At 36.4% G+C, this 18,107-nt stretch carries 38 protein-coding genes; 33 read left to right on the top strand and 5 right to left on the bottom strand.

Going from position 1 to position 18,107, the window contains the following annotated elements; all coding sequences use genetic code 11:
• Positions 1-9 precede the first annotated feature (9 nt).
• Positions 10-465, bottom strand: coding sequence for an ImmA/IrrE family metallo-endopeptidase (locus B494_RS0101900; protein WP_017470666.1), 456 nt, complete (start codon positions 463-465; stop codon positions 10-12).
• A 9-nt stretch (positions 466-474) separates the two neighbouring features.
• Positions 475-783: a helix-turn-helix domain-containing protein gene (locus tag B494_RS0101895; protein WP_017470665.1), complete on the bottom strand. Its 309-nt coding sequence runs from the start codon at positions 781-783 to the stop codon at positions 475-477.
• Between the two features lie 304 nt (positions 784-1,087).
• On the opposite strand from B494_RS0101895, the gene B494_RS0101890 reads away from it, so the two are divergent.
• The gene (locus tag B494_RS0101890; protein WP_017470664.1) at positions 1,088-1,303 is read left to right on the top strand and encodes a Thoeris anti-defense Tad2 family protein; all 216 of its coding nucleotides are present in this window, start codon (positions 1,088-1,090) and stop codon (positions 1,301-1,303) included.
• Here the strand turns inward: B494_RS0101890 and B494_RS0101885 are convergent.
• Complete coding sequence (locus B494_RS0101885; protein WP_017470663.1) at positions 1,296-1,592, bottom strand: hypothetical protein; 297 nt, start codon at positions 1,590-1,592, stop codon at positions 1,296-1,298. The two genes, B494_RS0101890 and B494_RS0101885, sit on opposite strands and share 8 nt — an antisense overlap.
• Before the next feature lie 65 nt (positions 1,593-1,657).
• Between B494_RS0101885 and B494_RS0101880 the strand changes: the two genes are divergently transcribed.
• The 24 genes from B494_RS0101880 (at position 1,658) to B494_RS0101750 (ending at position 12,596) form a co-directional block, all read left to right on the top strand.
• A complete protein-coding gene (locus B494_RS0101880) occupies positions 1,658-1,849 on the top strand; it encodes a helix-turn-helix domain-containing protein (RefSeq protein ID WP_017470662.1) in 192 nt (63 codons plus the stop codon).
• Positions 1,850-1,853: 4 nt separating this feature from the next.
• Positions 1,854-2,078 carry a helix-turn-helix transcriptional regulator gene (locus tag B494_RS0101875; RefSeq protein ID WP_017470661.1) on the top strand — a complete coding sequence of 75 codons (225 nt, stop codon included), beginning with the start codon at positions 1,854-1,856 and terminating at the stop codon, positions 2,076-2,078.
• A complete protein-coding gene (locus B494_RS0101870; RefSeq protein WP_017470660.1) occupies positions 2,056-2,289 on the top strand; it encodes a hypothetical protein in 234 nt (77 codons plus the stop codon). The genes B494_RS0101875 and B494_RS0101870 overlap by 23 nt, the downstream gene beginning before the upstream one ends.
• 119 nt (positions 2,290-2,408) lie before the next feature.
• On the top strand, positions 2,409-2,678 hold the full coding sequence (locus tag B494_RS0101860; protein ID WP_017470658.1) for a hypothetical protein: 270 nt from the start codon (positions 2,409-2,411) through the stop codon (positions 2,676-2,678).
• 75 nt (positions 2,679-2,753) lie between these two features.
• Complete coding sequence (locus B494_RS20920) at positions 2,754-2,894, top strand: hypothetical protein (RefSeq protein WP_017470657.1); 141 nt, start codon at positions 2,754-2,756, stop codon at positions 2,892-2,894.
• 69 nt (positions 2,895-2,963) lie between these two features.
• Complete coding sequence (locus B494_RS0101845) at positions 2,964-3,350, top strand: hypothetical protein (protein ID WP_017470656.1); 387 nt, start codon at positions 2,964-2,966, stop codon at positions 3,348-3,350.
• Positions 3,350-4,057: a hypothetical protein gene (locus tag B494_RS0101840; protein WP_017470655.1), complete on the top strand. Its 708-nt coding sequence runs from the start codon at positions 3,350-3,352 to the stop codon at positions 4,055-4,057. The genes B494_RS0101845 and B494_RS0101840 overlap by 1 nt, the downstream gene beginning before the upstream one ends.
• A gap of 62 nt (positions 4,058-4,119) precedes the next feature.
• Positions 4,120-4,779: a Rha family transcriptional regulator gene (locus B494_RS0101835; protein WP_017470654.1), complete on the top strand. Its 660-nt coding sequence runs from the start codon at positions 4,120-4,122 to the stop codon at positions 4,777-4,779.
• A gap of 69 nt (positions 4,780-4,848) precedes the next feature.
• Positions 4,849-5,928, top strand: coding sequence for a DnaD domain protein (locus tag B494_RS20070; protein ID WP_017470653.1), 1,080 nt, complete (start codon positions 4,849-4,851; stop codon positions 5,926-5,928).
• 5 nt (positions 5,929-5,933) lie between these two features.
• A complete protein-coding gene (locus tag B494_RS0101825; protein ID WP_017470652.1) occupies positions 5,934-6,284 on the top strand; it encodes an HNH endonuclease in 351 nt (116 codons plus the stop codon).
• Between the two features lie 122 nt (positions 6,285-6,406).
• Positions 6,407-6,841 (top strand): single-stranded DNA-binding protein, encoded by a 435-nt coding sequence (gene ssb, locus B494_RS0101815; RefSeq protein WP_017470650.1) that lies wholly within the window; start codon positions 6,407-6,409, stop codon positions 6,839-6,841.
• An 8-nt stretch (positions 6,842-6,849) separates the two neighbouring features.
• Positions 6,850-7,053: a hypothetical protein gene (locus B494_RS0101810; RefSeq protein WP_017470649.1), complete on the top strand. Its 204-nt coding sequence runs from the start codon at positions 6,850-6,852 to the stop codon at positions 7,051-7,053.
• A gap of 21 nt (positions 7,054-7,074) precedes the next feature.
• A complete protein-coding gene (locus tag B494_RS0101805; RefSeq protein WP_017470648.1) occupies positions 7,075-7,269 on the top strand; it encodes a hypothetical protein in 195 nt (64 codons plus the stop codon).
• Positions 7,250-7,462, top strand: coding sequence for a hypothetical protein (locus B494_RS0101800; protein ID WP_017470647.1), 213 nt, complete (start codon positions 7,250-7,252; stop codon positions 7,460-7,462). Before B494_RS0101805 ends, B494_RS0101800 begins: the two co-directional genes overlap by 20 nt.
• A gap of 2 nt (positions 7,463-7,464) precedes the next feature.
• On the top strand, positions 7,465-7,848 hold the full coding sequence (locus B494_RS20065) for a BC1872 family protein (protein ID WP_017470646.1): 384 nt from the start codon (positions 7,465-7,467) through the stop codon (positions 7,846-7,848).
• Positions 7,832-9,298 (top strand): DNA cytosine methyltransferase, encoded by a 1,467-nt coding sequence (locus tag B494_RS0101790; protein WP_017470645.1) that lies wholly within the window; start codon positions 7,832-7,834, stop codon positions 9,296-9,298. Before B494_RS20065 ends, B494_RS0101790 begins: the two co-directional genes overlap by 17 nt.
• Positions 9,299-9,727, top strand: coding sequence for a hypothetical protein (locus tag B494_RS0101785; RefSeq protein WP_017470644.1), 429 nt, complete (start codon positions 9,299-9,301; stop codon positions 9,725-9,727).
• A 5-nt stretch (positions 9,728-9,732) separates the two neighbouring features.
• Complete coding sequence (locus B494_RS0101780) at positions 9,733-10,047, top strand: hypothetical protein (RefSeq protein WP_017470643.1); 315 nt, start codon at positions 9,733-9,735, stop codon at positions 10,045-10,047.
• Between the two features lie 4 nt (positions 10,048-10,051).
• Entirely contained in the window at positions 10,052-10,228 is a 177-nt protein-coding gene (locus tag B494_RS20915) for a hypothetical protein (RefSeq protein WP_017470642.1), read from the top strand.
• A 9-nt stretch (positions 10,229-10,237) separates the two neighbouring features.
• Positions 10,238-10,543: a MazG-like family protein gene (locus tag B494_RS0101770; RefSeq protein WP_017470641.1), complete on the top strand. Its 306-nt coding sequence runs from the start codon at positions 10,238-10,240 to the stop codon at positions 10,541-10,543.
• Positions 10,544-10,547: 4 nt separating this feature from the next.
• On the top strand, positions 10,548-10,682 hold the full coding sequence (locus B494_RS21680) for a zinc ribbon domain-containing protein (protein WP_017470640.1): 135 nt from the start codon (positions 10,548-10,550) through the stop codon (positions 10,680-10,682).
• 13 nt (positions 10,683-10,695) lie between these two features.
• Positions 10,696-11,088, top strand: coding sequence for a hypothetical protein (locus B494_RS0101760; RefSeq protein WP_017470639.1), 393 nt, complete (start codon positions 10,696-10,698; stop codon positions 11,086-11,088).
• A 14-nt stretch (positions 11,089-11,102) separates the two neighbouring features.
• Positions 11,103-11,912 carry a DNA adenine methylase gene (locus tag B494_RS0101755; RefSeq protein ID WP_026065113.1) on the top strand — a complete coding sequence of 270 codons (810 nt, stop codon included), beginning with the start codon at positions 11,103-11,105 and terminating at the stop codon, positions 11,910-11,912.
• Between the two features lie 243 nt (positions 11,913-12,155).
• Positions 12,156-12,596: a hypothetical protein gene (locus tag B494_RS0101750; RefSeq protein WP_017470637.1), complete on the top strand. Its 441-nt coding sequence runs from the start codon at positions 12,156-12,158 to the stop codon at positions 12,594-12,596.
• Between the two features lie 41 nt (positions 12,597-12,637).
• On the opposite strand, the gene B494_RS0101745 is transcribed toward B494_RS0101750, so the two are convergent.
• Together B494_RS0101745 and B494_RS0101740 are read right to left on the bottom strand one after the other, a co-directional pair.
• Entirely contained in the window at positions 12,638-13,144 is a 507-nt protein-coding gene (locus tag B494_RS0101745) for a hypothetical protein (RefSeq protein ID WP_017470636.1), read from the bottom strand.
• Complete coding sequence (locus B494_RS0101740) at positions 13,101-13,343, bottom strand: hypothetical protein (protein WP_017470635.1); 243 nt, start codon at positions 13,341-13,343, stop codon at positions 13,101-13,103. The genes B494_RS0101745 and B494_RS0101740 overlap by 44 nt, the downstream gene beginning before the upstream one ends.
• Positions 13,344-13,787: 444 nt before the next feature.
• Here B494_RS0101740 and B494_RS0101735 point away from each other — a divergent pair, with 444 nt between their 5' ends.
• The 8 genes from B494_RS0101735 to B494_RS0101700 all read left to right on the top strand — a co-directional run bounded on the left by B494_RS0101735 (position 13,788) and on the right by B494_RS0101700 (position 18,081).
• Entirely contained in the window at positions 13,788-13,997 is a 210-nt protein-coding gene (locus B494_RS0101735; RefSeq protein WP_017470634.1) for a hypothetical protein, read from the top strand.
• Positions 13,998-14,097: 100 nt separating this feature from the next.
• Positions 14,098-14,682 carry a hypothetical protein gene (locus B494_RS0101730; RefSeq protein WP_017470633.1) on the top strand — a complete coding sequence of 195 codons (585 nt, stop codon included), beginning with the start codon at positions 14,098-14,100 and terminating at the stop codon, positions 14,680-14,682.
• Between the two features lie 61 nt (positions 14,683-14,743).
• Entirely contained in the window at positions 14,744-14,995 is a 252-nt protein-coding gene (locus tag B494_RS21110; RefSeq protein WP_017470632.1) for a hypothetical protein, read from the top strand.
• Positions 14,992-15,285, top strand: a complete 294-nt coding sequence (locus B494_RS0101720) for a hypothetical protein (protein ID WP_017470631.1) — start codon at positions 14,992-14,994, stop codon at positions 15,283-15,285. Before B494_RS21110 ends, B494_RS0101720 begins: the two co-directional genes overlap by 4 nt.
• A 47-nt stretch (positions 15,286-15,332) precedes the next feature.
• Complete coding sequence (locus B494_RS0101715; protein WP_338131626.1) at positions 15,333-15,641, top strand: HNH endonuclease; 309 nt, start codon at positions 15,333-15,335, stop codon at positions 15,639-15,641.
• A gap of 128 nt (positions 15,642-15,769) precedes the next feature.
• Positions 15,770-16,087, top strand: coding sequence for a phage terminase small subunit P27 family (locus B494_RS0101710; RefSeq protein ID WP_017470629.1), 318 nt, complete (start codon positions 15,770-15,772; stop codon positions 16,085-16,087).
• Complete coding sequence (locus tag B494_RS0101705) at positions 16,062-17,846, top strand: terminase large subunit (RefSeq protein WP_017470628.1); 1,785 nt, start codon at positions 16,062-16,064, stop codon at positions 17,844-17,846. The genes B494_RS0101710 and B494_RS0101705 overlap by 26 nt, the downstream gene beginning before the upstream one ends.
• A 13-nt stretch (positions 17,847-17,859) precedes the next feature.
• Positions 17,860-18,081 carry a hypothetical protein gene (locus B494_RS0101700; RefSeq protein WP_017470627.1) on the top strand — a complete coding sequence of 74 codons (222 nt, stop codon included), beginning with the start codon at positions 17,860-17,862 and terminating at the stop codon, positions 18,079-18,081.
• The last annotated feature ends 26 nt before the right edge of the window (positions 18,082-18,107 follow it).

Here is an 18,107-nt window from a genome sequence, read left to right as displayed (position 1 = left end):
CACCTCCTATCATATAAACATTTCAGTTACACCTAACGGATCAAAACGGATTACATAATTTTTAAATTTGACACAAATACCATATACCTGAATATATCTTTCTAAAGCTTCTTCAAGATAAGATTCAGTTACATCCAAAAATTCAGCTAGTTCAAACCTATTCTTTACATGAGCTTTGTAAGCTTGGACGATTTTTTCAAGTGGAATAGCCTTCTCAAATCCCCATGAGCGCGCACGCACTTCTTGTTTTCTGTTAACCAATTTCGATTGATCTGTAATATCACCAGCGGACGTGTGATAGTGTCCAAGCTCTTCCGTGAGAAGGCAGTATTTTTCTCTTGTATTTCTATACTTGTCCAATAAAATAACGTTGTCGAAATATAGGCCACCTAACCCTTGTGGTAGATCTGGAACCTCTTCAATAGTTAAATGCGAATACTTCGAGATTAAATCTTCATACAACATTCAATTCCCTCAATTTCGTCTAGATTTAATGAATTGGATGTATTTTTTAATATCTTCCAATTCTTCTTCGGAAAGATCATCATCCATGTGCGCTGCTATTGTTTCAGGTTCGTCGAGGTTCTTTTGATCGGTACGACCTAGTAGGTAGTCTACACTCACTTGAAAATAGTCTGCGATAGCTTTTATTTTGTCGAGACTAGGAGAGATACGATTCCATTGATAAATAGTATTCTTGGGGATGTTTAGCTCGTCCTCTAATCTTGCTACAGAAATCCCTCTTGATTTACATAAACCTTTTACACGCTCAAGTGTTGACATATCAACGATTCCTTTCGATTTGCACACAAGCTAAATAATATATTAGCAAAAACTATTGACAACTAAAATATTTTTTAGTAAAGTGTACATAAGCTATTTAGTTAGCTGAAAAAGACAATAAAAAATACGACCTATCTAAATGCAATTTTTGACGCCGGGGAGCTGATAAATGCATAATTACAGGCTTTAAGTAGTCTTATTTAGCTATGGGTATATACTAATGTATTTTTTAGTTGTAGTCAATAACATTTAGCTAACTTTATAGCTTTTTATGAAAAATATGTATGGAAGTGAGGTGAAGGAGATGGATATTCAGCAAGCTACAACTACAGCTTTAGAAGAAAATAAGTTCATAACTAGGTCGAGCGGACCTTCTTACTTTACAGAATTGAAGATTAAGCCCACTAACAGTAGTTCGGGGTGTGAGGTGTTTGTTAAAGACGATAAGAAGTCCTCTGCAAAGTGTTGGAATCCTAATGCTGAGGACCTGATGGCGGACGATTGGATTGTAGTTAAATAAGCGATCTTAGTTCCTTGATCGTTTCGTGAGTCTTTTTTAAGAATGTGTTACTCTGACTAAATTTAATACCTTCTGCAGTAAGTGCTGTAAACAGAGCAACACCTTCTGCTCTGAGAATAGAAACATAATTTTCTGTTTTAAGTAATTCAAGAGCTTTACTAATAAAAGATTCAGAGCAATCAGGTGCTTGATTCTGAAATTCTTCAAGAGCAAAACTATCACGTTCTTTTTCAATGTACTGTTTGACCATGTACTTTAGTAATTTAATCGATAAAGATTCTAGTTTCAAAAAATCACCTCCTATCTATTAATAGTTTACTAGAAAATCATGGAGGAACAAAGGAGGTAATTAACATGCCGTTAGACACACGGGCATTAATTAAATCAGAAATGTTCAAACGCAATTTAAAACAAAAAGATTTAGCCGAGCAACTCGGTATTTCGAGTGCCTATCTTGGCGAGGTTCTAAGAGGAAAAAAAGATGGTCCAAGAGCGCAGAATCATCTAAAGCATTTGTGCGTGATCTTGGATATAGAAACGAGGTGACAACATGTCTAATTTAACACTTTTTGTTGCAAGGCGAGAAAGAAAATTAAAGCAAGTTGATCTAGCTGAAAAGTTGGGGATTTCTAAGCAATCATACTACCGAAAAGAGAATGGTCTTTCTGATTTCACTCAAACGGAAATGGTTAGACTTGCGAAAATATTTGGATGTACTTTAAACGACTTGTTTTGGAAGGAGGCACTAAACAATGACAACATTAACAACAGATAAAATGTTAACCAAGCACCAGGAGCGATATGAAGAAATTATTCAATGTGAGAACAGTACTATTAAAGGCTACCGTCTGGTCGCATTAATGACGGATATGGAAAGAGCTTATCAAATACCACTTATAGGTGTTTTACGTATCGAAGCTTTTAAACAGGCTTATCCGGATGTCATGGAATTGTACAAGCAAGTTAGTAATGCGAGGTGGAATTAATGGAATTGCTTAGACATGGCCTACTAACGCTAATCGTATTATCATGCCTAACGATTACCACAACCATGTGGTTAGGCTATAAAGCTCACGTACTAGCTGAAAAGAGAGGTGAACAATAAATGGCAAATGAAATCTATGAGAATTATCTCAGTGAAGATTTTGAAATGTTAAATCGATCAATTAATACAATGCATAGTTTATCAATCATGACAATAGACAAACTATTGTCTGGAAGTGCTGAAGATATGAGAGAAGCTGAATTAGCTGCTTATAACATATTACACCATGTGGAGGTTGTAAAAGCTTTACGAACTAAAAAAATCAAACGTGATCTTGAGGCATCTTTTCAAATAAACACTGGAGTAAGGAGGGACCGTTTTGAACATTAAACCAAAGTTTTGGATGAATCTAAGAATCTATCAAAAAATTCAGCTACTTAAAAGGTATTCAGAGGGGTGAGAGAGATGAAAGTTAAAGAATTAGTTGATATATGTGCAGATCCTAAATGTGAATCATTTATCTATAAAGGTCAAATAGCTTGGCAACATGGTCCCGATCATTACTGTACAATCAACTGTTTTTTAAGAGAAACGCAAAAAAAGTGATCCGCTTGAATTGCGAATCACTGAGAAAAGATGTTAGCAACATTATATCAGGAAAGGTGGAAAAGAGAAATGCGAAATATAGTTGATTTAAATGATTTTGCTGATGGGGCTTTAGCTGAACAGTTTAATCATGAACTATTGAAAGTGTTGGACAACATAGCAGATCCAAATACTGATCCAACTAAGAAGCGGAAGATTGCTATTAATCTAACGCTACAAGCGGATGACAGGTTGCAACTTACCAATGTTTTGGTCGAAGTTAAGTCAACAGTAGCACCACGTAATGCCGTGTCGTCATCGCTCATTTTGGATAAAGATGAAAACGGCAAAGCAACAGCAGCAGAACTTAAAAGTGGAGCGAAAGGGCAGACTTATTTGGATTATGAGACTGGAGAATTGAAGGATGATCGCGGGGAAAACGTTGTTGATCTTCAAAAACAAGGAGGAACTAAATAATGATAAAAGATGCACTTAAATACTTAGTAGAGTTAGGCAATAAAAGAGTTGTACAGGTTAATGGACAAGAATACGCAACAGGGTCAATGCATCTAATCAAGGAACCGCTTGTAAATCCGCTTCGTGTGCAAAGTTTATCGGGTTTGATTGATTACTTAAAACAGAATTATGACATGCTTGATGATGTGCTTATCCACGTGAAAGATCCGGAAACGGTTGAGGTTCTATCCAGAACAAATTTCAATTCGGAACGAAATAAATGGCTTGTTGCTGAGGCATTTGTACCTACTTTTCGTTTTGATAGTTACTATGAAGCTGAACCATTCAACATTAAGTTACAATCAACTTTTGTACAAACAGATGATCGAGATCTTGTATTGAAAGTGGTCGGCAATATTAGAGAAGAGAATGTCCGTCAAATTGGTGATGATGGCGTCAGTCAATCTGTATCAGCGAAGGTTGGTGTAGCAACTGTCGCAGACGTTAAGGTGCCTAACCCTGTTTTACTTGCTCCGTACCGTACTTTCACAGAAGTCGAACAACCCGAATCCAATTTTGTTTTGCGGATGCGAGATGGTGGCGAATGTGCTTTATTTGCAGCCGATGGTGGAGCTTGGCAACTGGAGGCGATGGATAACATAAAAGATCACTTAACTAAAGAATTAGCTGAACTAATTGAAGCGGGAACTGTTCATATTATTGCATAACAAAATAAGGAGTTGATAGACTAATCAGCTCCTTTTAAAAATTCAACAAAGAGGTGAAGAAATTGAATGAACTTGTTTTTATAAAGAATGATCAAGTCGTTACAGATAGTGTAACGGTTGCTAGAGTATTTGAAAAAAGACACGATTCTGTTTTGAGGGACATACGAAATTTGGAGTGTACTGATGAATTTCATCTCCACAATTTTGTGGAGATCGATTATCTAGATGATGGAAATCGAAAGTATAAGAAATTTTTGATCAAGCGTGACGGATTATCATTTTTGATTTTTGGCTATACGGGAAAAAAATCAGCCGAATACAAAGAAATGTATATTAAAGCTTTTAATCAAATGGAAGAAGAACTTAAACAACCTAAACTATTAACAGAACGTGAACAGTTAGTAGCTGCTATGCAATTATCGATTGAATCTGATAAACGGATAGATAAAGTTGAGGGGCAAGTTAATAAGCTGGCTAAGAAGTTTGATGATGAACTAACACTTAACCATGGACAAGCAGTCTCTTTGAATCACGCAGTGAAGAAGCGGATTGAAACATTGTGGAAAGATGGAGTCACAGGTGCGCTTGAAACAAAAGGCCAGCTGTACTCGGCTATATATAGTCAGATGAGAAGAGCGTTCCATGCTCCAGGTTATCGCGACGTTAAACGTGTAGACTTTAACGAGGCAAAGAAGTGGGTAGGAGCATGGAGACCTTTATAACAAATCGTAGGATGGTGCTGCAACATCATCCTGCACCTATTATACAACAAATTAGAAAAGGTGGTCTATATGGCTAAATTTAGAATGGTACAACTGGATTTCTGGAACGATCCTAAGATAGTAGAGGAATTTACACCAGAGGACAAATACTTTTTTCTGTATTTGTTAACCAATCCAAAAACAACTCAGATCGGCATCTACAGAATTCTTAAAAAGCAAATTGCTTTTGATACTGGTTATTCAATAGAGAGTGTCAATGCAATAATGGATCGCTTCATCAATCACCATAAAATTATTGCTTATAGTAACGAATCAAGAGAGATAGCAATTATAAATTGGGGCAAACACAACTTTAGAAAAGGCGGTAAGCCAGTAGAGGATTGTGTAAGGTCCGAATTGGAAGAAGTTCAAGATTTAAGTTTGATTCCTTATGTAAGTAAACACATTGAGAATCCCAAACTGAAAGCAATATACGATTCGTTCAACGTATCGTATAACGATGCGTCTGTCGATACGTCTAGCGAATCGATTAACGATACGACTGACGTATCGCAACATGAAGAAAATGTAAAAGTCAGTGATGACAGGCTTTTGGACGATACGTGCACCGATTCGTCAACGGTAAGTGGGCAAGATAAAGATAAAGATGAAGATAAAGAAGAAGATAAAGAACAACAACAAGAACTAATAAATAATAAAGATAGTGGTGGTCGTGATTTCAATGATCCTGATTTTAAAGAAATTCTTGATTTCTATCGTGATAACCTCCAAAAGGCTATTACTGAAACGCCATTCAATTATGAATTACTTGGTCAATTCTATGATGAGTGGGGCAAGGACCTTATGTTGGCAGCCTTAAAATTAGCTGCCAAGAAAGAGGCAAAAGGTATCTCATTTATTGAAGCTGTGTTTAATAATTGGCGAATATATGGCGTTAAAACGTTAGAGGATGCTCGTCGCTATAATGATCAGGTACTTAAGCAGAGAAAAAGTTACTCAAATACCAAAGTTGAGCAAACCCCTGATTGGTATAAACAACAAAAAGAAGAGCGTCAAAAGCGGGAAAATCAAATCAAGCAGAATAACGTTGATCAAAAAGATGCTGAAAAGTTATTAAGTGACTACTTAAAAAAATCTAAAAGCGGGTGATAAAAATGTTAAGTGAATTTCATCCGTACAGTAAAGATCAGCAAATTAAAAAGAAGCGTAAACGTGCTAAGAGTAAAAACTTTAATGCACCTACAATTCTAGCAATCTTTAAACGTGATAACTACCGTTGCGTTAAATGCGGTAATCATTTAATAGACAGCGTGCCACATCATATCACGTATAGATCACAAGGTGGTACAGGTCATAAGCGCAATGGCGTTACTGTATGTCGCAGGTGCCACGATTGGGCGCATCACAAGTGTAATGGACCATTTGGCGAACCATCTGACCAGGGGCGAAAATGGTTTGAAGATTGGCGGGAGCGATCACTCACTGAAGCGGGTGATCGAAAATGAAACTATTCGTACTCGAGCATAGATATCTAAATGCAGATGGTGATTATGTGCAGATTGTTAAGACCTTTAAAGCAAAACCGCATCGCTTTAGTTACATTATTTTTATTTAAGGAGTGCATGACATGTTAAATAGAGTAGTCTTGGTTGGGCGATTAACAAAGGATCCGGATTTACGTTATACAGCAAGTGGTAAAGCTGTAGCTAACTTTACGATAGCTGTAAACAGACCATTTTCCAATCAACAAGGAGATCGTGAGGCAGATTTTATAAATTGTGTGATATGGAATAAAGCAGCTGAAAATCTTGCCAATTACATGAGTAAAGGGAGTTTAATCGGAATAGATGGCAACCTTCAAACACGCAACTATGATGGCCAAGATGGGAAAAAGGTTTATGTGACTGAGGTATTGGCTGGATCAGTGCAATTCCTTGAGTCAAAGAACAAAACCGCTTCCAATAGCGGAAATCAAAATCAAGGCAGTAATCAACCTAATACCAATACACCTCCAGATGGTGCAGAGCCTATTGATATTAGTGATGATGACTTGCCGTTCTAAGGTGAAAAATGCCAGTTGTATATATAGACTCTGACGTTGAAATGATTGAGGCAGAAAGTGAGTGGGTGTGGGCCAGGAGCCGAGGTAATGACAGAAAAGAAGGAAAAGCAGTTTATGGGCAGTTTAGAAAATCAATTTTTAAAAGTTGGGTTGACGCTGGTTGGGTAGCCGAAAAGCAGAAGCAACTATCTTTGTTTAAAGTAAAAGATTGAATCGCTAAGGAGGTCAGTAACGTGAAAATAAACGAAATTTTATTTGAGAATGATCAGAATAAGGTCGTGAATGCAGTAACTTGTTTCTCGCTAGGTAGTTATCAAATAGGTGAAATTGCAAGAATAAGTGGACTACTATATTCAAGCGGTGTAGATGTTGTGAAGCTTTTAGAAAAAAAACATAAGGAGGTCAACCATGGACAAAGCGCCGATTGATAAATGCCATCATTGTGGCAATGACGGTCAGTATTATATTAAGGAGCAAGTTAGAGGATCGGTAGCAAGTATGTTTAGATTTGATGGTGAAGATCCAGACAACACTGAGCTTTATTCCCACCTAAGTCATAAAAGTGGCAAGTACGCCTACTGTAAAGAGTGTGACAAAAGATTATTTAAAGTGAGGGATTAACCATGGACAAACGGGAGATTGATAGATTAGAAGGAATTGCTAAAATAATGGGCTGGAAAACAACGCACCATGAAAATATTGATATTCTTGAGGCCTTTGATGATGAGTTTGCGGAAACTATCACACTAGGGGTTGATTTTGACCCGTTTAAACGGATAGATCATGCTTGGAGGATTGTTGAGAAGTTAAGAGATACTAGGATTTTCAACATTAACGATGTTGAACAGGATGATCAAATGGTTTATTGTGTTAATTTTAAATATTTTGACGGGTTCCACGCCATTAATTACGAAGTAAGTCACAAATCAGCACCAACAGCAATATGCCTAGCAGCACTTAAAGCAGTTGGTATAGATGTGGAGACAGAAAATGAAAAAGCAACTTGATCTGTTTCGGGAAATCATAGTTGATAACTTTGCTGGTGGGGGTGGTGCAAGCACTGGTATAGAACTTGCTACTGGTTTAAATGTTGATATAGCTATCAATCATGACCCAGCTGCTATAGCAATGCACAAGGCTAACCACCCCGACACAGAACATTATTGTGAATCAGTGTGGGATATTGACCCTACTGAGGTTGTGCAAGGACGCAAGGTTGGATTATGTTGGTTGTCGCCTGATTGCAAGCACTTTAGTAAAGCTAAAGGTGGCAAGCCAGTTGATAAGCGTGTCAGAGGGCTTGCTTGGGTAGCTGTTAACTGGGCGATTAAAGTTAAGCCGAGGGTGATCATGTTAGAAAACGTGGAAGAGTTTAAAACATGGGGACCATTAAAGCAGAACGGTAAAGGTGATTTTGTTCCCGATCCAGATAAAAAAGGCATGACATTTAATAGTTTTGAAAAATCGCTTGAAGCATTGGGGTACCAAGTTGATACAAGAGAGTTAAAAGCTTGCGACTTTGGAGCGCCAACCACTCGAAAAAGATTGTTTTTAATTGCACGTTGTGATGGTCAACCGATCATATGGCCTCAACCAACGCACGCACCAAATGATGATGTTAATGTCCAGCTTGGTTTAAAGAAACCGTACAGTAAAGCTTCTGAAATAATAGACTGGTCAATTCCATGCCCTAGCATTTTTAATCGTAAGAAGCCTTTAGCAGAAAATACACAACGGAGAATAGCAAGAGGTATACAGCGATTTGTAATTAATGACCCAAAACCTTATATAGTTCGTATTGGACAAACTGGATTTGGTGGAGATAGGTTGCAATATGAAATTGATAAACCACTAACAACTATTACAACTAAAGGAGAGCATTGTTTGATAACCCCGTTTCTAGCACATTATTATACTGAAACTACTGAAAAGGGAGTAAGAGGGCAAACATTGAGAGAACCGATTGCGACAATTCCAACCGCTAACCGCTTCGGACTTGTTTCGGCATTTATCGCAAAACATTATGGAGGTAATTATACCGGATCCGGATTAAGTATGACAGAGCCTTTACACACCATAACTACTGTAGATCATCACGCATTGGTAAAAGCTTTCTTAATAAAATACTACGATTCAGATATCGGTCAATCAATAAATAATCCGCTTCATACTATTACCACAAGAGATCGATTTGGATTAGTAACAATAGCGGGGCAAGACTATAAGATCGTTGACATTGGTATGCGAATGTTACAACCGCATGAATTATTCAAGGCACAAGGGTTTCCAGATGATTATGTTATTGATCGCGATTATGAGGGGCGTAGGTATCCAAAGACACAGCAAGTTGCTCGATGCGGGAATTCTGTTCCCCCAGTGTTTGCAGAGGCTTTAGTTAGAGCGAACATGCCAGATTTATGCGTTAAGCAATATGAATACAAGAAGCGGGTGATTTAAGTGAATTTAGATCGTGTAACTCTTCTCGAAAATATAGACAAGTTAATTAAAGAAATCGACCAGACAAAAGGAACAGAAAAGATTAAACTAGAACGCCAACTTGCTAAATTAAGAAAGGAGTTAACTACACCACGAAGAAAGCAAAAGATCGAGTCTCTAATATGTAAAGGACCTGATTTAACGTCTAGTGATATTAACTATTCACGTGATAATGGCGTGACAATAAAACAGCTTGCGAAGATAACAGAAACCCCGTTACCAGTCATGAGAGAGCTGATAAAAGGTAACGGGAAAAGTCGTGAAACTAAAAAAAAAGCAGCTATCAATCTCTTAAAATCTACTGAAATGAAAGTCTCAGAGATTGCGAAAAAGTTAGAATTACCGACTACTGCTGTTTACTATCTTAAGCGGAAACTAAAGGAGGATTAAATGTTGTGCTTCAGGAAGAACGAAATTTACTAGTAGCCGATATAAAGTCGCAGATAATTAAAGAACTAACTGGTCAAGATTTACGTCCTCAAAACCAACGTAATAAACCATTGTCAGATCTATACGACAAATATAGGGGACCGCTTTATGAAAAATATGGTGTAAAAACCTGGGCAGATATATGGGAGCATACAAGAAGACTATCAATTTTATTTACTGGTAACCGGTATATTCGCGATCTACTACCAAGTGAGGAAGAAATAGCAACAGAGTTTGCCGAAAGCATTTTAAAACAATTTATAAATTTAGAAGGTGAGTAGATCAATGCCATACTCAGAGATTTTAAATGCTAAGAAGCGGATCAAAGTAATTGAAAAACTGGCTAACGAATTTGATTATCACGAGGTAAAAGGCAAAGATTACGAAACACTTAAGCGTACACTGGTTAGTTTACAAGCTATGCAAATAGATAATGAGTGTGCTGCTAATAAATTTTTCTAGGAGGATAAAATGAACGAGTTAGTTTCTAAGATTGAACAATGGTCCATTAATAAAGGGTTAGACAGAGCGGAGAGTAGTAAGCAATTTTTAAAAGTTACGGAAGAAGTAGGAGAAGTAGCCGCTTCGCTTGCACGAAATGACAAAGATGCACTTCGTGATGGGATTGGTGATGTGCTTGTTACGTTAATTATTCTTTCTCAGCAGAACGATATGGATCTGTATGAGTGCTTAAATCAAGCTTACACTGAGATTGCTGGCAGAACAGGTCAAATGATCAATGGTGTGTTTGTAAAAGCATCCGATATTAAGAGGTGATCGCTTGGAATATATTTGCCCACAGTGTGGAGAAGATGAAATGAAATTCTGGAACATGGATATTTACGAATGTAAAGAATGTGGAGCTATGATTCCATTAGACGTACTAGGGGATATTAACGAGGAACGAAGCAGGTGATTTAGTGAACGATATGAATAAAAGAGTTGATGAAAACCTAAAAGAGGTCAAGCGGTACCACCAGCAACTGATGAACTTATCCGAAGAAGATAAAGTTGAGCGGATTTACTTGTTATCAAAACAACTTATTTTTATCGGTAGGTTATCCACTATCTTTTACGAGCAAAATAAACGCCTGTATATTGATCGTAAATTAAAACATAGCGAACAATATATACAGGCTAAATCAAATAAAACTGCCACTGCTGATATAGCTGTGGCAGACCTCAGAAAGCAGGAAATCGAAGCGGATATTAACTATAAGCGTTGGAACACTGCATTTAAAACAGTTATTGAAGAGATCAACGCATTGAAATATAAAGTGCGTATTGATATTGAAGATGGTTCAAGCAGGAATAATATTTGAAAGAAGGTGATCATATGGCTATACCAAGAATATTGCATTATCCAGGTAGTAAGTGGAGCATGGCCAGCTGGATAATCAGTCACATGCCCGAACATAATACATACCTTGAACCGTTCTTTGGATCGGGTGGGGTATTTTTTAACAAGACACAGTCAACCGTTGAAACTATAAATGATTTAGATTCCAGTGTTGTAAATCTTTTTAAGGTTATAAGAGACCAACCACAGGAGTTATCAAGACAAATAGCATTTACTCCACTTTCAAGAGAAGAATATTATGCGTCCTATGATCTTGATAATGAATCGGATCAATTGGAACATGCACGAAAATTTTTAGTGCGTTGTTGGCAAGCTATTGGTGCGAAAACCAGTGATCGAACAGGTTGGAGAAGCATCATTCAATACAATGGTCCTCAGACGGCAAAGGAGTGGAGTAGGCTACCAGATAAAATATTGATGGTTGCTGATCGATTAAAAGAAGCTCAAATTGAAAACCAACCAGCTGATCAATTAATAGATCGATATAAGCGTGATGATGTCCTAATATATGCTGACCCACCATATGTCATTGAAACTAGAACGAAACGACACTATAAACATGAAATGACTTTATATGATCACATTGAGCTAATTAAACAACTGAATGAACATCCTGGTCCAGTCATACTGTCTGGATATGAACACGAAGCGTATAACGAATATTTAAGTCATTGGCATAAAGAAACTTTAAATGTGAGAGCTGAAGCGGGAGCAAAAAGAGAAGAGATATTATGGGTAAATCCTGTAGCTGCTAAACATGGTTATTTTCAAGAAAGTTTGTTTTAGCAATAAAAGAGGTCTATAATAGACCTCTAAGCAAAAAAAGAACAAATGTTCCCCTTGAAAATTATAACATGTAGAGAGGGGAATAAAAGTGACAATTTTACCGAACACCATTTATAACATGGATTGGATTTGAATTAGATCAAGAATTTTGTAATAAGGGTCTGCTAAGGATAAATAAAAATAGGGCTAAATTGTCGCTAGAATCTGTAGTCGTACAATAAACTATAGGTTAGGGGAGAAACTATGACCAAGACTTTAAGACATAAAAAAGTAACATTTAAACATGTAGAGGCAGAGTGGTATAATTACCATACTACACTGAAAGGGATTGCTAAATTAAGGGAATCGATTATTTGTCCATTTGACGAGGATCCGGACGATCCAACGATTTTAAAGGGGGCTAATAGTGTTAGACACCCAGGTAACCCGACTGAGCGTATGGCTATAAGATTAACAGCTAGCAAGAGGCTTGAACATTTGAATGAGGTCACTGAAGCAATTGAAACAGTATATAATGCTCTTCCAGATAATTATAAAAAGCTTGTTCAAATCCGGTATTGGAACAATGGAAACAAATTAACTTGGGAAGCTACTGCAAACAGACTTTTTGTAAATAGAGCAACAGCGATTAGATGGCGCAATGAAATTATCCAAGCTACTATTGATGTGCTGGGATGGAGTTAAATAATAAAAAAAGTATCCATAAATATCATTGGATACTTTTTTTATGCTGTTTCTTTGTCTTCTGTATCTGCTTTCTCTTTTTTTGATTTAGTAGATATTATTAGACCTCTAATTATAGTACCCAGTGGAGGTATTAAAAATGCTAATCCAGTTATTTCTTGTCCTTTGACAAGCAATATAACTGCTGAAATAAAAAACGAAAAAACTAGAAAGAAACCAAAAAGGAGACTAATTAGCCTATGGTTTAATACTCTTTTTTGATGAGTAATTTCAAGTGATTTTCTATGTTGCGATTGACTAAAAAGCAATTCGAAAAATCTTTCTGGTGCCTCTGGATACACTTCTGCATATCCTTTTAAGAGATGCGGAGGAGGAATCGGTCCAGAAAATTCTTCAATTCTTGTAAGGACTTGCTTCTTATCCTCTGGGTCAAGTTTATCCAGAATATCATCCACTTCAGGAGTAATAATATCCTCAGCTGTAGCTGCTTCTTCTAAATTACTTTCAGTTTGATTCGATGACTCGGTATTCTCTTGACAATTCGTCAAAGGCTTTGTGCACCTCCTCGCCCATAACCTTCCAATCATTTTCGATTGCAGTCTTACTTGATCTTGAAAAATCATACTCAATATCTTTTTTTGTTATAGGCAATAAATTATTGAGACTAACACTATCACCAATTTGATGAAACAAGTTTGCAAAAGAACGATCAATGTTCGCAAATAATGAAGTGTATTCTTTCATCATTTTAAGCCTCCTAAATTGCACTTTTATTATTAAATAAATATGTTTAGATATTATTTTAATATCTAAACATATTATAACACATTAAATCACATTAAATCACATTAAATCAACTCATATATTTTCTGATCACTGCAAATTACTATAAATCCCTTTAGATGAAACTAACTTTAAATTATACGACTATCATGCGACTTTTGACGTCACTTTTCGTGTTATTATGGTAGCATAAGGAAAAACTAATTTTGTTATAAAGCACCTATAATATGATCACGCCTATGAAGCGGATTAGTTATAGGTGCTTTATGTGCAAGCGAGGTGCTAATGAAAAAATTAAGCATTAGGTATTACCTTCTGATTTAAAATTCAGGAAGACTAAGTAAATTGTCTCTTGTGGTGCGGTTAGCTCTTTATGTCGAACTGAGTAGACAAAGAGGAGGTACCTTAATGAGAAATGAATTGAATCTTATGTTGGATTTTTTCGAGGATGTAGCGGGAGAAAGTGGTGAATTTAAAATAGGTAAGAAATTAGTTTCGGAATATCATGCTAAAGATTACATTAATAAAGCGAAAGAGTTAGAAGGTATAGGGAAAATAAAAATTTATAGTTGTTGGTACAAAGGAAAAGATTTAGACGTGACTGGTAAAGTTCTATAAAGATATAAACGTAAAGCACCCATAGTGGTGCTTTTGCTTATGGTAATCCTAACCAAAAAATGATAGAATTCTATGTATTATTACATAGGAGGTTAGTCTTGTGAAAAAAATATTACTTTTATCATTTATTTTATTATTGATGGCTGGGTGCAATAATGAGCTTGATGAACGAGATAAAACAATAATGGAGTATAACGAAAAAACAAGAATAGAACGAGAGGAAAACGAGAGAAACAATGAAGAATTAGTCGAGGAATCGAACGTAGAAGAGACAGATGATTTAGATGAGATTAATGGGGAAATTGACGATGTTAATTTGACTGTAGATGAAGCTGAGATAAGATCAATAATTAGATCAAGGGTCAGCGAACAATATGAAGATACATCTATTCTAGACATTCGTGTTAACGAAGATTTGGGGTCTGATGAAGGGTATATTGTTTTAGTTGATTTATCTTTTGATAGACAAAACTCAGCTGGTACATCCAAGGAAATGGTAGATATGTATGCAAGCGATCTGGCTGCACATATTGCCGAAGAAACAGACGATGTTAATGAAATGGTTAGTTTTTGGGAAGTTCCCTATCTACAAGGGAGTGGTAATATTATTAAGATTACTACAGAGCGAACCGATGACGGTATGGCGTTTGTAGAACGATGGTATGAGCCAAGTATATTTGAATAAAGCAAGCTAAGACATCTCAATGAGGTGTCTTTTTATTATGCATAAAAGGAGAGTGTTAGTCATGGCAGACATTAAGTCGTGCGAAGGAACAGCAAAGAATATGGGCGATGTAAAGTGTAAGTTAAACGTTGGTGTTAGTGAAGCTCTAAAAGGGCTTAAGGCTATTCAACGTGAAGCAAGACATGCAACAAGAGTATTGAGAGAATTCGAAGAAGCATATAACAAAGTTAAACCAATTGCAAATGACTGTGGTGTAACTTCAAATGAATTAGTTTTTGCGCTATTACATCATAAAGGTGGTGATCCATCATGATAACTAAATGCGATAGCTGCAACCACGAATTTGAATTAACACAACTAACTACTGAGTCATTTGAGTTATTACCAAACAATGTTGAACGCCATTATTTTGAGTGTCCGAATTGTAATAAACAATACACCACACATTATTTGAATGATGATCTAAAAGAGATGCAAGAGGAAATAAGAAGGTTGCAAAATAAACATCCACTAAAAATTAAACAGAAAAACAAATTAGCAAAGTTAAAGCGGAAGATTATCTTCTTGCATAATCAATTGAAAATGGAAGTTGAACATAAGTGAAAATTTATCCATACCTTTGGACGAAAAAAACTAAACTTACGATAAGAATGAGAAACGTCTTTTATAAAAGTTGGATGTGGCAAAAAAAGAGGGACACCGTTCTAGAAAGGGACGGCTACTTATGTCAGGTATGTCTTAGGGCTGATGAACCAGTACCAGCTGATACGGTTCATCACATTGTACACCTTAAGGATAATCCAAGCCTTGCATTAGTAGACACTAACTTAATCAGTGTTTGCTTTCCTTGTCACAATGATCTTCATCCAGAGAAAGGTTTTGGAATGAAGAACGAAAAGAAATTCTCAAATAAAATTAAAGTTTTTGAAGTGAATCAAAACCCAGAGCAACCATGGTAGTACCCCCCTCCCAAATAAACTGGAGGTAAGAAATGCCCTAGACCGTGCCGCCCCTTCCTATACACCACGGAAGAATTTTCATGAAAGGGGGGTAACAACAAAAAAATAGTGAGAGGAGGATTTGCAAAATGGCAGTTCCAACCGCGAAATTACTCAGAGAATACCTTGGTGAGAATTATCAAGAATCAGATGAAGAACTGATAAAATTATATGTTGAAACACATCAATTTTATAGGAAAATGAAGTCCGAATTAAAGAAATCTGATTTATTAATGGAGCACACTAATAAAGCGGGGGCTACAAATCTTGTGAAAAATCCTCTAGCTATCGAATTAACGAAAACCGTTCAAGTACTTAATAATTTGCTGAAATCACTTGGTCTTACTCCTGCACAACGAAAGAAAGTAGTGAATGGAGAAGATGACAACGACTTCGACAACTTCTAATATAAAAAAAGCAAATCAAAGTTTTAGTTTTATTACATGGAAAAAAGACCAGGTAAAAGAGGGCAATATTCGTGAAGAAACATCCGACAAGTTATTAACAACCTGGTATGCTAAACAAGTTGTTAAAGGAAAAATCGTTGCAAGTAAAAATAACATTCTAGCAGCACAGAGACATCTAAATGATTTAAAAAGACAAGGAACAGAGGAATTTCCCTGGATCTTCATTGAAGAAAAAGGGCATCATCCTGTAAGGTTTATCGAAAAGTTCTGTAAGCCTTCAAAAGGTGCTTATAATCAATTAGTTGCTCAACCATGGCAACATTTCGTAATTGGTTCATTATATGGATGGATTCATAAAGATACAGGCATAAGGCGCTTTCGTGAGGGCCTTATTTTTATTGGTCGTAAAAATGGTAAATCGACTTTGATTAGTGGTTTATCGCTCTATTCGTTTAGTAAGGATGGAGAAAATGGAGCGGACGTATTTCTATTGGCCAATACAAAACAACAAGCGAGCATCATTTTCGATGAAGCAAAGGCGATGGTTAAAAAATCACCGAAGCTGAGAAGACAATTCAGACCAACAAGAGATGCCATTTACTATGATAAAACCATCTCTAAAATTGAACCAAGGGCATCTGACAGCGAAAAATTAGATGGCTTAAACACTCATCTCGGTATTTTTGATGAGATTCACGAATTTAAAGATTATAAACTGATCAACGTTATCAAAAAATCGCGTGGATCTCGTAAGCAACCGTTAATTTTATATATTACAACAGCTGGATATCAACTAGATGGTCCACTTGTTAAATATTATGATGACGGTGCACAAGTTTTAGATGGTGCTATTCAAGATGAGCGTACTTTTTATTATTTAGCTGAATTGGATGAGGTAGAAGAATTTGAACAACCTGAAATGTGGATTAAAGCCAATCCAAACATGGGCGTATCTCTCGATTTAGATATACTTATGGATGATTGGGACAAGGATAAACGTACACCTGAAGAACGTTCTGATTTCATTACTAAGCAATTTAATGTTTTTGCTAATGGTAGTAAAGTTCCGTTTATTGATTTTAAGACATTGCAGAAGAATAACAAACATCATGACGTTAAAGCTCTTAAAGGTGCGACTGCAGTTGGAGGTTATGATTTATCGGACTCGGAAGATTTTACGAGTGGTTGTTTAGAATTTCCATTAGAAACTGGAGAGGTATTTGTTTTATCTCATTCCTGGATCCCACTTAAAAAAGTTATTGAGGACAATGAAAAGATACCTTATCGGGAATGGGAAAAACAAGGTTATCTCACCATTGTTGACGAGGATTACATCAATAAGGATCTAGTTGAGGAATGGTTTGAGGACCAGGCGAAAAAATACAATATTGAATTAATAACATATGACCCTGCCAAAGCCTTTAGATTGAATAAATCACTCGAAGACAAAGGTTATGTAACAGAAAAAGTGAGGCAAGGTTTCGTTACACTTGGTCCTGCACTAGACGATTTAAAAGAAATGTTCTTAGATGGGAAGGTTATCTTTAATGAAAATCCAATGTTACGTTGGTATATAAACAATGTGGAGCTAGTGAAGGATAGAAATAATAATAGATTGCCAACAAAAGCAGGAAGGTACCGTAAAATTGATGGATTCGCAGCTCTGTTGAATGCCCACACCAGAGTAATAGAAATGTTAGTTGTTCCTTCAGGTGATGGAGATATTGGTGTTGTTAGTATGGCTGATTTGATGAAGTAGAGGAGGTGGAGAAATGGATAAAAAGTATGAGCAAGTGGAGTTCTTACCGGGAAGCACCATAGATCATGTTGTTAATGAATTATTAAGTTATCGAGAAAAAGGAAAATTGGTTTCTGCTGAATTTAATGGAGTTATCTTGTACTCAGACACAGTAACATTAGACTCAGTATACCGAGAGATAACTGGTAAGACTAAGGCAGAGTTTGACACGCAATACCGATTTTTGGGTAAGTAAGTCGCATTACGAACCTAATTTCCCCC

This window comes from Amphibacillus jilinensis Y1, from assembly GCF_000306965.1.
Classification (GTDB): domain Bacteria; phylum Bacillota; class Bacilli; order Bacillales; family Amphibacillaceae; genus Amphibacillus_C; species Amphibacillus_C jilinensis.
The sequence above is the reverse complement of the archived record's forward strand: the minus strand, read 5'-3'. Positions and strand labels throughout refer to the sequence as shown.

Coding starts and splice junctions, on each gene's coding strand:
- B494_RS0101900 (WP_017470666.1), bottom strand. CDS start 465: ATGTTGTATGAAGATTTAATCTCGAAGTATTCGCATTTAACTATTGAA.
- B494_RS0101895 (WP_017470665.1), bottom strand. CDS start 783: ATGTCAACACTTGAGCGTGTAAAAGGTTTATGTAAATCAAGAGGGATT.
- B494_RS0101890 (WP_017470664.1), top strand. CDS start 1,088: ATGGATATTCAGCAAGCTACAACTACAGCTTTAGAAGAAAATAAGTTC.
- B494_RS0101880 (WP_017470662.1), top strand. CDS start 1,658: ATGCCGTTAGACACACGGGCATTAATTAAATCAGAAATGTTCAAACGC.
- B494_RS0101875 (WP_017470661.1), top strand. CDS start 1,854: ATGTCTAATTTAACACTTTTTGTTGCAAGGCGAGAAAGAAAATTAAAG.
- B494_RS0101870 (WP_017470660.1), top strand. CDS start 2,056: ATGACAACATTAACAACAGATAAAATGTTAACCAAGCACCAGGAGCGA.
- B494_RS0101860 (WP_017470658.1), top strand. CDS start 2,409: ATGGCAAATGAAATCTATGAGAATTATCTCAGTGAAGATTTTGAAATG.
- B494_RS20920 (WP_017470657.1), top strand. CDS start 2,754: ATGAAAGTTAAAGAATTAGTTGATATATGTGCAGATCCTAAATGTGAA.
- B494_RS0101845 (WP_017470656.1), top strand. CDS start 2,964: ATGCGAAATATAGTTGATTTAAATGATTTTGCTGATGGGGCTTTAGCT.
- B494_RS0101840 (WP_017470655.1), top strand. CDS start 3,350: ATGATAAAAGATGCACTTAAATACTTAGTAGAGTTAGGCAATAAAAGA.
- B494_RS20070 (WP_017470653.1), top strand. CDS start 4,849: ATGGCTAAATTTAGAATGGTACAACTGGATTTCTGGAACGATCCTAAG.
- B494_RS0101825 (WP_017470652.1), top strand. CDS start 5,934: ATGTTAAGTGAATTTCATCCGTACAGTAAAGATCAGCAAATTAAAAAG.
- ssb (WP_017470650.1), top strand. CDS start 6,407: ATGTTAAATAGAGTAGTCTTGGTTGGGCGATTAACAAAGGATCCGGAT.
- B494_RS0101810 (WP_017470649.1), top strand. CDS start 6,850: ATGCCAGTTGTATATATAGACTCTGACGTTGAAATGATTGAGGCAGAA.
- B494_RS0101800 (WP_017470647.1), top strand. CDS start 7,250: ATGGACAAAGCGCCGATTGATAAATGCCATCATTGTGGCAATGACGGT.
- B494_RS20065 (WP_017470646.1), top strand. CDS start 7,465: ATGGACAAACGGGAGATTGATAGATTAGAAGGAATTGCTAAAATAATG.
- B494_RS0101790 (WP_017470645.1), top strand. CDS start 7,832: ATGAAAAAGCAACTTGATCTGTTTCGGGAAATCATAGTTGATAACTTT.
- B494_RS20915 (WP_017470642.1), top strand. CDS start 10,052: ATGCCATACTCAGAGATTTTAAATGCTAAGAAGCGGATCAAAGTAATT.
- B494_RS0101770 (WP_017470641.1), top strand. CDS start 10,238: ATGAACGAGTTAGTTTCTAAGATTGAACAATGGTCCATTAATAAAGGG.
- B494_RS0101760 (WP_017470639.1), top strand. CDS start 10,696: ATGAATAAAAGAGTTGATGAAAACCTAAAAGAGGTCAAGCGGTACCAC.
- B494_RS0101755 (WP_026065113.1), top strand. CDS start 11,103: ATGGCTATACCAAGAATATTGCATTATCCAGGTAGTAAGTGGAGCATG.
- B494_RS0101750 (WP_017470637.1), top strand. CDS start 12,156: ATGACCAAGACTTTAAGACATAAAAAAGTAACATTTAAACATGTAGAG.
- B494_RS0101740 (WP_017470635.1), bottom strand. CDS start 13,343: ATGATGAAAGAATACACTTCATTATTTGCGAACATTGATCGTTCTTTT.
- B494_RS0101735 (WP_017470634.1), top strand. CDS start 13,788: ATGAGAAATGAATTGAATCTTATGTTGGATTTTTTCGAGGATGTAGCG.
- B494_RS21110 (WP_017470632.1), top strand. CDS start 14,744: ATGGCAGACATTAAGTCGTGCGAAGGAACAGCAAAGAATATGGGCGAT.
- B494_RS0101720 (WP_017470631.1), top strand. CDS start 14,992: ATGATAACTAAATGCGATAGCTGCAACCACGAATTTGAATTAACACAA.
- B494_RS0101715 (WP_338131626.1), top strand. CDS start 15,333: ATGAGAAACGTCTTTTATAAAAGTTGGATGTGGCAAAAAAAGAGGGAC.
- B494_RS0101710 (WP_017470629.1), top strand. CDS start 15,770: ATGGCAGTTCCAACCGCGAAATTACTCAGAGAATACCTTGGTGAGAAT.
- B494_RS0101705 (WP_017470628.1), top strand. CDS start 16,062: ATGACAACGACTTCGACAACTTCTAATATAAAAAAAGCAAATCAAAGT.
- B494_RS0101700 (WP_017470627.1), top strand. CDS start 17,860: ATGGATAAAAAGTATGAGCAAGTGGAGTTCTTACCGGGAAGCACCATA.